Origin of the sequence: Gilliamella sp. W8128, assembly GCF_016100545.1 — a bacterium.
Classification (GTDB): Bacteria; Pseudomonadota; Gammaproteobacteria; order Enterobacterales; family Orbaceae; genus Gilliamella; species Gilliamella apis.
Genome location: NZ_JACFSE010000001.1, coordinates 86914 through 102041, shown reverse-complemented (window position 1 = coordinate 102041; position 15128 = coordinate 86914). Strand labels below are relative to the sequence as shown.

The following is a 15128-nucleotide window of genomic DNA, read 5'->3' as shown; positions in this document are numbered from 1 at the left end:
TCAACCCTTTTTTTTAGATATTTTAAAAAAAAGTGACGATTGATTAAGATGCAATCAAATACCGTTTAATATCACTTCAATTCGCCTTTTTTGTAACTCATTATGAATTAACTTTCCAGTATAACCTTCGGCAATTATATTTTGAACATCGACTGCTTGAGCTAATTTATATGCTTGTTCAAGGTATTGAGCTTGAGGAAATAATTCCGTTTTAGCATAAGATTGGCTAGCAATTATCAATTGATTAAGATGGGCTGGATTGCGCCATACATCTATTTTATTGAACAATTCGATAATTTGTTCCGCAGTTAACTGTATCACATTAGCAACACTATTGTGAAATTGCTGCACCATAATTGCTAATTTCGTATATTGATTGGGTGCTTTAATTTGTAAACAAAGTTTTTCTAGCTCAGTTTTGGATACAAACTCACCACACAAGACTGCAAAGCGCACAGTCAGATCATCAGTCAATAAAGTCGATTTTTTTAATGCATCAGTAATAGCGCTGGAAAGTTTGAGAGATGGAAATAATAACGCTAAAGCACCACATTGTTCCAGTACTTGAAAATAAACTTGCGGATCCGCAGTCGCTAGTGCTTTTTCTGTCTCTTTCCATACTCGCTCTGCTGTAAGGGTATTTATTTCACCAGCAGAGACCATTTCTTTCATTAAATTATTCGTTTCAGCAACAATTCTGAAACCTAAATGGTGATAACGGGCAGCAAAACGGGCCACTCGCAAAACTCGTAGGGGATCTTCTCTGAATGCAGGAGAAACATGGCGTAATAATTTAAGCTTAATATCATTAACACCATGATAAGGATCGACTATATTGCCTTCTTGATCCATGGCAATCGCATTTATAGTAAGATCTCGTCGAATAAGATCTTGCTCTAAAGTAATATCTTTACTAAAGTCACAAATAAAGCCTGTATAGCCTTTACCTGATTTCCGCTCTGTTCGAGCTAGAGCATACTCTTCTTTAGTTTTGGGATGTAAAAAAACAGGAAAATCTTTACCAACCTGTTGATAACCTAATGCTAAAAGTTCATCTGGGGTTGCACCAACCACAACCCAGTCTCGATCAACAACAGGTAGATGTAACAATCTATCTCTAACTGAACCGCCAACAAGATAGATTTTACACATTTAACGCATCCAACGATCTTTTTTACGACGGCCAGGCATAATAGCCGGCAAAATAAGACCTAGAAGGAAACCACCACCAGCAACTAATCCACCATAAGTAAACCAAGTTACAATCAGATCACGGCGCTTATCATCAACTTGATTTAACATAGACTCAAGCTTCATCTCTTGCTGTTTATTAAGTTGTTCTAACTCATTATTCTTAGCTTGTAAGCTTTCAATCGATTGTTCAGCTTTTTGTAGTTTTTCGGCATAATCTTGGATGGCATTTTGTTGATTTTTTTCTGCATTATCAACTTTATCTTTATACTCAGCAAGTTGTGCTTCTAATAATGGCACAAGTTCTTTAAAACTAGGTTGATCTTTTAATTTATTAGACTCAATCCAAGCTGAACTACCATTAGGAAGCTGTATTCGTGTATATTTACCATCAGCACTTTTTTCAAGTTCAATTACTTTTTGACCGGCTTTAACTGCGTTTGAATAAGCATATTGAGAGCTAGGGCCTCGGCGTAGATAAATATCAACATTTTCAGTAACATATTTATCAACTGCATTTGCACTAAAAGCTACAGCAATAAAAGAAATTAAAGTAATAATATTCTGTTTTTTCATGATATTTTAAATTTTTACCCACAATAAAAACATGATAACACAAAAAGTAGCCTTTTCGCACAACCATTTATAATAAAAATTTGATAATCTCAAATTTTATTAACAAAAAATGAAACCGATTACATTCATTAAAATATAAATCAAAAAACAATAATCCAATAATTGTTAATAAATCAAAAAAATCATCACATTATTTAGGACTCAGCAAAATATAGAGTTAATAGTCAATAATTATGCTATACAATTTATTATCCAACACCATTGATTAATGAATATTTATTTACAAGAACTACCCCCCCAGTTACGCCATGTGAATAGAAGTAGTAACAAACAAAAATGTTTACTTTTTTCGTTAAATTTTACAGCTTAGCATTTTCAATCTTCTACATTAATATATTTTTTATTGAAACAATTCATATAAAAATGAGCTTATTGGCAAACTAAAAATTTTGTTCTATTATAACCAGTTAAGTTGATATTCAGAATATTACGGGCAACAACAATAGCAAATGTAATAGTAATATTTGAATCTTAGGTTTTCAGCCAATTTACGAGCTATTTATTCTAACCGATCAATAATCTAAAACTCTATATTGGCAATAAGTTAAAAAAAGTTAAAAGGATTTTTTATGGCGACAATAAAAGATGTTGCAAAATTAGCAAAGGTTTCCGTTGCAACGGTATCACGGGTAATTAATAACGCTGACAATGTCAGTAATAAAACACGTGAAACAGTAAAAAAATCCATGGAAAAATTAAATTATTACCCTGATGCTAACGCCCGAGCGTTATCCCAACAAAACTCTAAGACAATTGGCATTGTGGTGGCAGACCTATCCGATCCATTTTCTGGCGCGATGATTAGTACTGTTGAAAAAGTTGCAGCGAAAAACGGCCATTTTTTGCTGATTGGTAATGGTTACCACAATAAAAAACAAGAATATAATGCTATAACTAATCTTATAGAACATCGTTGTTCTTCTTTAGTCGTGCATGCAAAAATGCTAGAGGATTATCAATTAATAAAGCTGATGCAGCAAATTCCTGGTATGGTTCTAATTAATCGAATATTGGAAGGTTTTGAAAAACGCTGTATTGCTCTTGATAGTCGTTATGGTTCCTACCTAGCCGTTAAACATTTAATTCAGCATGGTCATACTAATATTGGGTATTTATGTTCCAACCATAGCATCTCTGACTCAGCAGATAGATTACAAGGCTATAAAGATGCATTAATCGAGCATCACATTGATATTAATGATAATTTCATTGCCTTCGGCTCTCCTAATGAAGAAGGAGGAGAACAAGCAATGATGTCTCTTTTAGAACGTAATCGACAAATTACGGCGATTGCCTGTTACAATGATTCAATGGCTGCTGGTGCTATGTCAGTATTATACGATAATGATATAAAAATTCCGGATGATATTTCGATCATTGGCTTTGATGATCTTTTAATTGCTAGATATTTACATCCAAAGCTAACAACTATTCGTTATCCATTACACACAATGGCCGAACAAGCAGCTGAACTTGCATTACAATTAGCAAAAGGAGAACCTCCGCCAGCTAACTTAATCAATGTATTTATTCCAACGTTAACTAAACGATACTCAGTTAATAATATTCGCTAATTAATATTAAACTTAAAACGAACAAGGCGCTAGGAAATGTCGAAAACTTTATAATAACAGTTTTCGACATTGACCTATTTACCCAGATAAGACTACCTAAAACCAAACTTCAGTTTGCACACCAAAACTAATTTGATTTTCTTTGCCATTATGTTGTCCAGATATCGCAAAATCACAAGTATTTGTGCCTAGTTATTTAAGTTAAATCTTTTCCATCAAATAACTTATCGAGTTTTTCTATAAACTGTTGCTTTGGTAGATGATAAAAGATCCCTTGTTTAGGAAGTCCCCGTAAAAATAGATAATAAACACCACCAAAATGCGTTTCATATCGATAATCTGCTAAACGGCTGCGTAAAAATCGATGCAGGGCTAAGCAATAAATTTGATACTGCAGCTCATAACGATGCTCACACATAACTTGATTTAATGCTGACTCGGTATAAGCCTCTACCCCATCACCTAACCAATTTGATTTATAATCTACAATATAATATTTACCCTGGTACTCAAACACTAAATCGATAAATCCTTTTAACATGCCTTGTACAGTTTCAAAATCTAAAGGAGGACATTGTTTGGATAAATCATCATACTCTTTACATAAACTATCTAATTGCTTACTGGTCACAGCACTGCGAATGGGAAAATAAAATTGTAATTCATTAATACATTGGCTATTTAAAACATCGGCTAATAACGGCCCATCTTGATCTTGTCTTTTATTTAGTTTCGTTGCTAAAACCTGTTGTAACCAATCACTTAGCACTGTTAACCAATGCGGTGGTAAACTCAATTTTTTAATCGTACTAGCGCACAAATCCTCGGCATTAGTTGGTGTTAAATTTTCCATAATGGAATGCAACAATGTACCAACATATGCACCTTTTGGAAAATGATGGATATCATATTGCTCTTTAGTTGATAATGACTCGGAGGGTTCGAAATTATTTTCACGCCAATCACTAAGCATAGTCGAATTAAAACCAACCACATTATTATGCTTTTGTAATTCGGTATAGCTAGTTACACGCCAACTATTAGATAATTTACGTTTAAATACATTGGCGGTAAGTGAGAGATTGGCAGCTAATTCAGCATTATACTGCTCACCTAAAATAGGTAATTGTAATTCAACCAAATCAGCAAATTTAGCAATTGAACGTAAGTCACCTTTTAATAAATAATCAATTGCTGATTGACTGTTTTTTAATGATGCTAAACCAACGCTACAATGAAAGATTGAACGTGTCATAGCAACATAAAGTAACCGTAAATCTTCGGCTAAACGTTCATCTTCAATCTGTTGTTTTATTTCATCGGTTAATAGCCAAGCATAAGTTGGTTGATAATCATTATTTTTGTCATGATAAAACTGACTATCTGAATTTCGAAATTGAGCAGCAAATGGTAACCAAACAATAGGAAACTCTAAACCTTTAGATTTATGAATAGTGATAATTTTTACTAAATTTTCATCACTTTCCAATCGTTGTTCATGATTTTCTAAATTTGCATCAGGACTGACAATTTGTCTTGATAACCAACGAACCAAAGCATGTGGGCTATCAAGTTCGTCGGCCGCTTCTTGCAATAATTCACCTAGATGCATCAAATTAGTTAAAGTCCGTTCACCATTTGGGCTAGCTAATATATTTTCAGCTAACTGACGTTTTTTCATCATCCGGCGCAACATGACTAACACACCATAATATTGCCAGATAATCTGATATTGCTTAAACTCCTCTATCAAACCTTCCCATATATCTTGATCGTCGGTTATTTGCTCAAGTTCAGTCATGGTTTGACCCAACAGTGTCGTCATTAAAGCTAAGCGTAGAGCCGATTCGTTTTCTGGCATAAGCACTGCTTGTAATAAACACAGGACCTCCTGTGCCTCTTTAGCTAGAAAGACACTACTCCGATTAGATAAATAAACGCTTTTAACCCCAACACTGGTTAACTTTTGTTGGATGATCTCTGCTTCGTATCCGGTACGGACTAAAATGGCAATATCAGCAGTTGTAATTGGTCGTTGACCATCTTTATCCTTCAATAAAATGGTCGGATCCATCAACCACGTCACAATCTGCTTGGCACAACAGTTGGCGATATGTTCTTGATAATCCATTTTTGTGCTAACTTCATCAGGTAATAAGTATGCCGCTAAAGCATTAACCTCCTGATTATTTATAATTAAACCTTTTTGTTGATTACGTTCGGCACTTTCCATTGGTAAAAATGGAATATTTTCAAAAATAAACGGATTATCATGATGATTAAATAACGAATTAACTGCATTCACCATCAATGATGAAGAACGGTGGTTAACCTGCATAGTAAAATTATTTTCACCAGTTGATGATTTTGCTTTTAGATAAGTAAAAATATCTGCACCACGGAAGCTATAAATCGCTTGTTTAGGATCTCCAATAAACAGTAACCCAGTCTCTTTCGGATAACGATTATAGATACGATCAAAAATTTTATACTGCACCGGATCGGTATCTTGAAATTCATCAATCAGCGCTACACAGTATTTTTTCGCAATACTCTCTGCTAATCGATTACCATTTCTAGCACGTAGAGCTCGGTTCAACTGGCTTAAGAGATCATCAAAACTCATTTCACCACGTTTGATCTTCTGAATATAAATACGCTTTTGAATGACTTTAACGATATCCATTAGAACTTCGCCACGTAAATCAATAGAACTATTACATAGCGCTTCAATACTCTCAAAAACGGCATGAGTCGGAGGATTTTTACCTTGCTTAGTTTTTTCAATTAAAATCGACTGACTAAATTTAGTTAACTCACTAGGTAGTTTAAATGAACGGATTGGCATCTGCGCCCAAGCAGTAACTTTAGCCAACCAATTAGGTAAATTACGGCTACTATAGGATTGTTTATTAACGCCTGATTGAGCAATTATTTCTGGCAGATCGGCAATTGAATCTAACCACTGTTTTTTGATCAGACTGATCTGCTGAAAATATTTTTGATAAAATTGCTGAATCTTGCCACTGATATCAATATGTTCTTCTTGCTGTTCATCAAATTCAAAATTTAAATAAGGTCTGATGTCGGATAGCAATCTTTCTGGATCCTGCCAATAGTCAAGAATCAGGTAGGCTAATGCTTTGTCGAGAGGAACAAAGTAGTGACGCCAAAAATCTTGCACAACTTGTAACTTTAGATCTTGTTCATCAGTTATCAATGTTTGTTCAAACAGTACACCTGATTCGAAAGCATGACTAGTCAATATACGTTGACAAAAACCATGAATCGTATAAATCGCCGCATCATCCATTGATTGTTGTGCTTGGGTTAATTTCTGTATTGCTTGGTTGCTATCATCAACTAAATCAATTAATTGTTGATAAATTGGATCATCATGATGACCTTGTAACAACCCTAATCGTAATTCTTGAATATTTTGCCTGATACGAGATCGCAGTTCTTGAGTAGCGGCTTTAGTAAAGGTCACCACTAAAATCTGATTAACATCAAGAGGTGTGGGATAACTGTTTTTACCAATCCCCAATAATAATCGCAGATAAATAAATGCGAGCGAATAGGTTTTACCTGTTCCTGCTGACGCTTCGATTAGCGTTCGACCAGTTAAAGGTAAATCAAATAAGTTAAGCTTTTTTATTCCACTACATGAAACCATTCTAGCTTTCCTGCCGTATTGGCGGATAAATCAACACAAGCAATAGCAGCTGTAGGAAACATTGGCGGTGAAACATCTGGACATAACTCATTAACCAAATAACCAACTAGAGGTAGATGCGAAACAATAATCACATTATCGATACCACGATCGGGCAGTGTCATCAATAAATCAGCAATATGAGAAGGGCTACCACCAGGTACCAAAAGATTATCAGTTTCGAATTGAGAAACTCGGCAGTGTGAGGATAATTCAGTGAAAGTCTGTTGGGCTCTTAAATAAGGACTGACTAACCCTAAATCAAATTTAAAATTTTGTTGATTAAGCCATAGTCCAGCCTGACAAGCTTGTTTTAAACCATAATCAGTTAAAGTACGACTTGCATCAGATGAAGCAGCAAAACCTGCCTCACCATGTCTCATAATACAAACTTTCATAAAAGAATGATTAACGTAATTTCAATTGGAAAATCATACATTCAGCGCCACAGCAGAAAGTAAATTTAGCTGTTAATTTATAACCATTTTCAACTTTATCGATGCTGCTGTTAATTTCACAAGGCTCTGTTTCAACAGCTTTTGCAGCTTGAGTTAATGTAGCTAATTTGGCATTTGCTTCTGATTCAGATGTAAAAACATGCTCATATTCTGCACTACAATCTTCATTGTCTATAATTGTACCTACATCAACGCAACAACATGCAGGTGTTTCGTTAGCTTTACATTTATTTAAAGAATCTGTCATTGTGTACCTCTACCTCTGTTTTACCGATTAATATGGCATTAGTATACTCTTAATCACAATTAAGGGCAAAATGTTAAAAACCTTTACCACAACACAAATATTTGGCGTATATTAAAGTTTTATTGTTATTTTTCTGAATTAATCAAACCACATGATGCAACAAAATAGTCACGTCCGAAAAATGGCGATTTTAGTCGCTGCAACGTTTTTCATGGAAAATCTAGACGCTACAGTGATCACCACGGCAATTCCAGCTATGGCAAAATCATTTCTAACCAATCCTCAAGATTTATCTATTGGGATTAGTGCCTATATGCTTGCACTTACCATTGGTTTACCGGCCAGTGGCTGGATCGCTAACCGTTTTACCGCCTATCGAGTCTTTTCGATTTCGATTGTTTTATTTATGTTAGCATCAATATTGTGTGCCATATCGACTAATCTGACCATGTTTACCGTCGCAAGATTAATTCAAGGTTTAGGTGGATCATTAATGGTGCCTGTAGGCAGAACGGTGGTATTAAGTCGAACGGAAAAACAACATTTAGTCAGCACTATTTCTATTTTAGTTTGGCCAGGCTTAATTGCGCCATTAATGGGACCGATTATTGGTGGCTTCTTTGCTCAATATCTAACATGGCACTGGATATTTCTTCTTAATATCCCATTAGGTTTTATCGCCCTATTTTTCGCTCAGCGATTATTACCCAAAGAATTACCTGAAAAACGTACATTTGACGGTGTTGGATTTATCACCTGTGGTTTAGGCCTTTTACTATTTGTTTATGGGCTTGAAATGATTTCTCATTCAAATAGTAGTCTCTGGATAGGCGTAACAGTATCTTTGGTTGGTAGCCTAATATTAATCTTTGCCTACTATCATTTAGCTCATACTCAACACCCATTAATTAGTCTATATGCTTTTTCTAAACGTACATTTAGAATGACCTTTTTTGGTGGTTCATTAATACGAATTGGCTTAAATAGTGCTCCGTTTATCTTACCGCTAATGTTTCAAGTCGGTTTTGGTTGGTCACCGTTAACTGCTGGTTCACTACTGCTATCATTATTTGCCGGCAATATCCTGCTTAAAACAGTAAATACACCTTTAATTCATAAGTTTGGCTTCCGCAAAATTCTGATTATCAATGGGCTGTTATTATCTTCAAGTTTTGTGTTATGTGCCCTTTTCACGCCACAAACACCTATCATCTGGATTATATTAGTGCTATTCTTTTCCGGTGGTGCTCGTTCTATTCAATTTACTACCATCACCACGCTTAGTTTTTCAGAAATTGATAAAACAGAAATACAGAGCGCTAACATTTTATCTACCATTTTCCAGCAGCTAAATAACGTACTCGGCATTGTGTTAAGTGCTTTATTTCTATTTATTGCATCTAGCTATAATGGCCATAGCCAAACTGGTTTAATGGTAGAAGATTTTAGGTTAGCACTATTAATGGTAGCAGTAATGACCTTGTTAGCAATGATTGACTTTATCACCTTGCCGAAAAATGCAGGTAACAATCTAAAAGATAAGCAATAAAAAACCCCTGCCATTTGGCAGAGGTTCTTAAGAATCTAACCTAAAAAGTATTAGAACTTAGGTGCACTAGGACGGCCACGTTTTTTCGCAAAACCTTTGTCATTAGATTCTGGTTTACTACTTTTACGTCCACGTTTAGCTTCAGATGGCTTACCTGCTACCAAGCTCATTTTCATTGGTTGATTAAGTACTCTAACCCGTTCAAAATGCTTAAGGATATCTTTCGGCATGCCTTTTGGTAACTCAACGGTTGAATAAGTTTCATAAAGTTTGATATTACCAATATAGCGACTACTAATATCGGCTTCATTAGCAATTGCACCAACAATATGACGAACTTCAACACCGTTTTCTTTACCAATTTCGATACGATACATATCCATTTCACCCACATCTCGGCGTTCACGACGTTTTGGTGATTCACGATTATCGCCACGTAAGCGACGTTCACCATTTCGATTATCACGATCACGAAATTCTCTTGATGGTTTAAATACTGGATCTGGCGGTAGAATCAACGGACGATCACTCTGAGCTAATCTCAATAATGCTGTTGCAATCGTTTCAAGATCTGCGCCACTATCTGCTTGGATTTGCTCTAATAACGCTTGATATTGATCTAAATCGGCACTTTCTAATTGTTGCTGAATTTTCTGAGTAAATTTCGCTAAACGACGTTTTTCAAGCAACTCTTTAGATGGTAATGCCACTTCAGGAATTGGTTTCTTGATAGTTTGCTCAATATTTTTAAGCAATCGACGTTCACGACTATCAACAAACAAAATTGCTCGTCCTGCACGACCTGCACGACCAGTTCGCCCAATACGGTGAACATAAGATTCCGAATCAAGAGTGATATCATAGTTAATAACTAAACTGATACGCTCAACATCTAAACCTCGAGCAGCCACATCAGTTGCAATTAGGATATCTAATCGGCCATTACGCAAACGATCAAGCGTTTGCTCACGAAGTTGCTGAGTCATATCACCATTCAATGCCGCACAACTATAACCATTTTTTTCTAATACTTCGGCGACATCTAAAGTAGCGGTTTTGGTACGAACAAAAATAATTGCTGCATCAAAATCTTCAGCTTCTAAAAAGCGTACAATTGCTTCGTTTTTACGCATACCGCGTACTAACCAATAACTCTGATCGATATCTGGTGCAGTTTGCTTAGTCCCTTTGATTTGCACTTCTTTCGGATTATGCATAAAACGTTTAGTAATACGACGAATTGGTGCCGGCATTGTTGCTGAAAACAGTGCTGTTTGATGATCTTCTGGGATCGTAGCCATAATACTTTCAACATCATCAATAAAGCCCATTCTTAACATTTCGTCGGCTTCATCTAAAACTAAACCTTTAAGATTTGAAAGATCTAACGTTTTACGATTTAAATGATCTAATAATCGACCTGGAGTACCCACTACAATTTGTGGACCTTGTTTTAATGCACGTAATTGCACGTCATAACGTTGACCACCATACAGTGGTAAAACTTTTACTCCTTTCACATATTTTGCATATTCAGCACAGGCATCAGCAACTTGAATTGCCAATTCACGAGTTGGTGCTAAAACCAATAATTGTGGTGCTTTTAAATTAGCATCAATATTCATCAAGAAAGGAATGGAAAAAGCAGCTGTTTTACCACTACCAGTTTGTGCCATACCCAACACATCGTTCCCTTGTAAAAGTAAAGGAATACATTCTGCTTGGATTGGCGATGGTTTAGTAAAACCAAGATCATTTAATGCGTTAAGGATTTCCTCAGATAAACCAAGGTCAATAAAAGATATTTCTGTTGTCATGTAAACTCGCTTGCAAATTGGATATATAGGCTTACTTTTAAGTTAGCAACACACCTGATAATTACTAATCAAGATAATTTATGAGGATTACAATATTGCTCATAAAATATTAGCTTACCTAAATAAAACACTATATAAATTTATGCCAGCTCACTAAATTGAAAATTTACAACTCACCCCAATAACTAACTGCCAATAATCACGCAATCAAATATGCATAACTGTTGCTTAAATAATTACTTTATTTAATACAAAAGATAGATAGCATAAAAATAATTGAGAATATTATGGGCAAATCAGAACTACGCTATAACAATATTTTCACTTTTAAAACTGGCATGACCCTTGTTACTTTTCTTCAAGTAACTTAATTTCGTAGAGTGCCTGTTGATGTTCAACAAAGTTATAAATATTATTAGCTAAAGCATATTTAAATAATATTTTGGCACGCTCATTGTTACCTTTACCTTGGTAATATTTACCTAAATAAAAGTACGCTTCACATAGGCGTTCGGCTAATTGCCGGTCATTTTCAACACCTTGTTGAAGGTTTTGCATTAATTTAGATTCACTAATATTACCTAAATAAAATGCAATGATATCACCACCATAACTCATTTTATCGTTTAGTTTATCGTAACGATTTTGTAACTGAGTTAAGGCAGCTTGTTTATCTATTTCTTTTTCAATCAAATAAAGCCATAAAACGCGAACAGGTTCGTTGACGTCATATTGATAGAATTTTTGTGCATCAAGCTGTGCAGCTTGATAATGTCCTGTACGATATAAAGTAATTGCTCGATTCAAATAACCAAAAGCATAAGAAGGATCTAATTCTAGTGTAGTATTAAATGCCATCATAGCGTTATCGAAATCACCATCTCTTAGCGCATAAGTACCAAGAAAATTATAAACATCTGGGATCTCAGGATTGAAGCTTAAAAGGTGATTAAAATCACTTTGTGCAAATGCTTTAAAACCTAATGAATCGTAAACAATTCCTCGTTCGAAAATCAGCTGCATTCGAGAAACAGTATCAAGATCTCGTCTTGATAACTGTTGACTTATTTCAGCTATTTTCAACTCATCATCATACGAAACTTGCTCAGGAACAGCAAGTAAAGGCAGAGAATTAGAACAACCTGACAAGATAATGACTGCAAAAATACAGCACAACATTCGCAGGTTGAATAATCTCATATTAAGCTCCTAGTGAATCATATTTTATTCAGCTGTTGGCGCAACTTCTGGCGCTGACTCAACCGCATCTTTCATACTTAAACGAATTCGACCTTGGCGATCAATTTCTAGTACTTTAACATTCACTTCTTGACCTACTTTTAAGTAGTCTGCAACTTTTTCCACTCGATGATCAGCGATTTGTGAAACGTGAACAAGTCCTTCTTTTCCACCAATAACTGAAACGAAAGCACCAAAATCAACAATACGTGTTACTTTACCGGTATAGATTTTACCAATTTCAACATCAGCAACTAAATTATTGATACGTGCGATTGCATCTTGTGCTTTATTACCATCCGATGCCGCAATTTTCACTGTACCATCATCTGCAATTTCAATAGTAGTACCGGTTTCTTCAGTTAATGCACGAATCGTTGCACCACCTTTACCGATGATATCACGAATTTTATCTGGATTAACATTCATCGTATAGATACGAGGAGCAAATTCAGATATCTCTTGACGAGGTTTATTAATCGCTTGTTCCATTACCCCTAAAATATGCAAACGAGCGCCTTTAGCTTGGTTTAAGGCAACTTGCATAATTTCTTTCGTGATACCTTCAATTTTGATATCCATTTGTAGTGCACTTACACCTTCACGGGTACCAGCTACTTTAAAGTCCATATCACCAAGATGGTCTTCATCACCTAAAATATCAGATAATACTACAAAGTTATCGCCTTCTTTAACAAGGCCCATGGCAATACCAGCAACCGAAGATTTAATTGGAACACCAGCATCCATTAATGCTAATGACGCACCACAAACTGAAGCCATTGAAGAAGAACCATTAGATTCAGTAATTTCAGAAACTACACGTACAGTATATGGAAATTCTTCTTTGCTTGGCATTACCGCAGCAACACCACGTTTTGCTAAACGACCATGACCAATTTCACGACGTTTTGGTGAACCAACCATACCTGTTTCACCAACTGAATATGGAGGGAAGTTATAATGTAAAAGGAAACGTTCGGTATATTCACCAGTTAACTCATCAATGATCTGCGCATCACGTTCAGTACCTAAAGTAGCGGTAACTAATGCTTGCGTTTCGCCACGAGTAAATAATGCGCTACCATGAGTTCTAGGTAATACATTGGTACGAATATCCAGAGCACGAATCATATCTTTTTCACGACCATCGATACGTGGCTCACCAGCAATAACACGTTGACGAACGATTTGGCTTTCTAAATCAACAATAATGTTAATAACTTCATTTTCGTCAAGCTCTTCATCTTTTTCTTTAAGTGCTGCTAACACTTCTTCTTTAATTAAATCGATTTGCGCATAACGAGCTTGTTTTTCAGTAATACGATAGGCTTCACCTAAACGATCTTTAGCTAACTCAGAAACCGCATTAAATAGCTCTTCATTTTTAGCTGGTGCAACCCAATCCCATTTTTCACAATTCGCTTTAGCCACAAATTCATTGATATTATCAATTACAACTTGTTGTTGATCATGCCCAAATACCACTGCCGCTAACATTTGGTCTTCAGTTAACAGATCAGCTTCTGATTCAACCATTAATACCGCACTTTTGGTACCGGCTACAACTAAATCTAAACGACTAGTCGCTAATTCTTTTACTGATGGATTTAACACAAATTCATCATTGATAAAGCCTACACGAGCAGCACCAATTGGGCCATGGAAAGGAACGCCAGATAAACAAAGTGCAGCTGATGCACCAATCATAGCAACTAAATCAGGGCTTACTTCAGGATTCACTGATACCACTGTTGCAATGATTTGAATTTCATTAACAAAACCTTCAGGAAATAAAGGACGAAGTGGACGGTCGATTAAACGGGCAATTAATGTTTCGCCTTCACTTGGGCGACCTTCACGTTTGAAAAAGCCACCAGGAATACGACCAGCAGCATAAGTACGTTCTTGATAGTTAACGGTTAACGGGAAAAAGTCTTGTCCTTCTTTAACTTTTTTATTAGCAACTACAGTGACAAATACCGCAGTATCGTCCATGTTAACCATAACTGCAGCAGTTGCTTGACGCGCCATAATACCAGTTTCTAAAGTAACAGTATGGCGACCATATTGGAATTTTTGATATGTCGGATTAAACAAAATAATGTCCTCTTGTAATAAATCACGTTGAAGTTTGATATTTCGACAGGAAGCAGCATGACGCTGGAACATATTGATACACACTTCAACTATGTGTGGGATACTAAACAAAAGATTATTTCACTGTCACGACTAATGACAAATCTATAAACTATAGAGCTCTCATTAGTCGCGCGAAACATGAGATACAATCTTTTATTTTATTAATTTCTATCTTCAAAGCATTTATTTAGCTTTTCGGACTCTGCATTATATCAAAGCCTTGAATTTTCACAACGAAAAAAGAGGCCTAGGCCTCTTTTCAAGTAGATAAATAATTAGCGACGTAAACCTAGTCTTTGAATTAATTGGCTATAACGTTCAAAGTCTTTACGACGTAAATAATCTAATAATTTACGACGGCTAGACACCATGCGTAATAAACCACGGCGGCTATGGTGATCTTTTTTATGCTCAGAAAAATGACCTTGTAAGTCATTAATGCGTGCAGTTAAAAGAGCAACTTGAACTTCAGTTGAACCAGTGTCGTTAGTACCACGACCATATTCAGCAACGATTTTCGCTTTAGCTTCTACAGTTAGAGACATAATAAACCTCTTAAA

11 protein-coding genes are annotated in these 15128 nt (G+C 35.6%); 2 read left to right on the top strand and 9 right to left on the bottom strand.

The genetic code is table 11. The features are described from left to right. Positions 1 to 54: 54 nt before the first annotated feature. Both H3U97_RS00445 and H3U97_RS00440 read right to left on the bottom strand, forming a co-directional pair. A complete protein-coding gene (locus H3U97_RS00445; protein WP_198197525.1) occupies positions 55 to 1152 on the bottom strand; it encodes a multifunctional CCA tRNA nucleotidyl transferase/2'3'-cyclic phosphodiesterase/2'nucleotidase/phosphatase in 1098 nt (365 codons plus the stop codon). Beyond that, on the bottom strand, positions 1153 to 1767 hold the full coding sequence (locus H3U97_RS00440) for a TIGR04211 family SH3 domain-containing protein (RefSeq protein ID WP_198197523.1): 615 nt from the start codon (positions 1765 to 1767) through the stop codon (positions 1153 to 1155). Positions 1768 to 2396: 629 nt separating this feature from the next. Between H3U97_RS00440 and H3U97_RS00435 the strand changes: the two genes are divergently transcribed. Next, positions 2397 to 3401, top strand: coding sequence for a substrate-binding domain-containing protein (locus H3U97_RS00435; protein ID WP_198191824.1), 1005 nt, complete (start codon positions 2397 to 2399; stop codon positions 3399 to 3401). A 196-nt stretch (positions 3402 to 3597) separates the two neighbouring features. On the opposite strand, the gene recB is transcribed toward H3U97_RS00435, so the two are convergent. The 3 genes from recB to H3U97_RS00420 are packed head-to-tail and all read right to left on the bottom strand — an operon-like array spanning position 3598 to position 7821. After that, complete coding sequence (recB, locus tag H3U97_RS00430) at positions 3598 to 7077, bottom strand: exodeoxyribonuclease V subunit beta (protein WP_198197521.1); 3480 nt, start codon at positions 7075 to 7077, stop codon at positions 3598 to 3600. Continuing rightward, the gene (gene sixA / locus H3U97_RS00425) at positions 7056 to 7499 is read right to left on the bottom strand and encodes a phosphohistidine phosphatase SixA (protein ID WP_198197519.1); all 444 of its coding nucleotides are present in this window, start codon (positions 7497 to 7499) and stop codon (positions 7056 to 7058) included. Before sixA ends, recB begins: the two co-directional genes overlap by 22 nt. A 25-nt stretch (positions 7500 to 7524) precedes the next feature. Further along, the gene (locus H3U97_RS00420; protein ID WP_065651730.1) at positions 7525 to 7821 is read right to left on the bottom strand and encodes a YfcZ/YiiS family protein; all 297 of its coding nucleotides are present in this window, start codon (positions 7819 to 7821) and stop codon (positions 7525 to 7527) included. Positions 7822 to 7972: 151 nt separating this feature from the next. Here H3U97_RS00420 and H3U97_RS00415 point away from each other — a divergent pair, with 151 nt between their 5' ends. After that, positions 7973 to 9370: an MFS transporter gene (locus tag H3U97_RS00415; RefSeq protein ID WP_232343695.1), complete on the top strand. Its 1398-nt coding sequence runs from the start codon at positions 7973 to 7975 to the stop codon at positions 9368 to 9370. 50 nt (positions 9371 to 9420) lie between these two features. Here H3U97_RS00415 and H3U97_RS00410 read toward each other — a convergent pair whose 3' ends face one another. From H3U97_RS00410 to rpsO, 4 genes are all read right to left on the bottom strand, one after another. After that, the gene (locus H3U97_RS00410) at positions 9421 to 11187 is read right to left on the bottom strand and encodes a DEAD/DEAH family ATP-dependent RNA helicase (protein ID WP_198197515.1); all 1767 of its coding nucleotides are present in this window, start codon (positions 11185 to 11187) and stop codon (positions 9421 to 9423) included. A 348-nt stretch (positions 11188 to 11535) separates the two neighbouring features. After that, positions 11536 to 12387, bottom strand: a complete 852-nt coding sequence (gene nlpI, locus H3U97_RS00405) for a lipoprotein NlpI (RefSeq protein ID WP_110453134.1) — start codon at positions 12385 to 12387, stop codon at positions 11536 to 11538. Positions 12388 to 12411: 24 nt separating this feature from the next. After that, on the bottom strand, positions 12412 to 14526 hold the full coding sequence (pnp, locus tag H3U97_RS00400; protein WP_065651776.1) for a polyribonucleotide nucleotidyltransferase: 2115 nt from the start codon (positions 14524 to 14526) through the stop codon (positions 12412 to 12414). A gap of 317 nt (positions 14527 to 14843) precedes the next feature. Next, the gene (gene rpsO / locus H3U97_RS00395; RefSeq protein ID WP_065578587.1) at positions 14844 to 15113 is read right to left on the bottom strand and encodes a 30S ribosomal protein S15; all 270 of its coding nucleotides are present in this window, start codon (positions 15111 to 15113) and stop codon (positions 14844 to 14846) included. Positions 15114 to 15128: the final 15 nt, after the last annotated feature.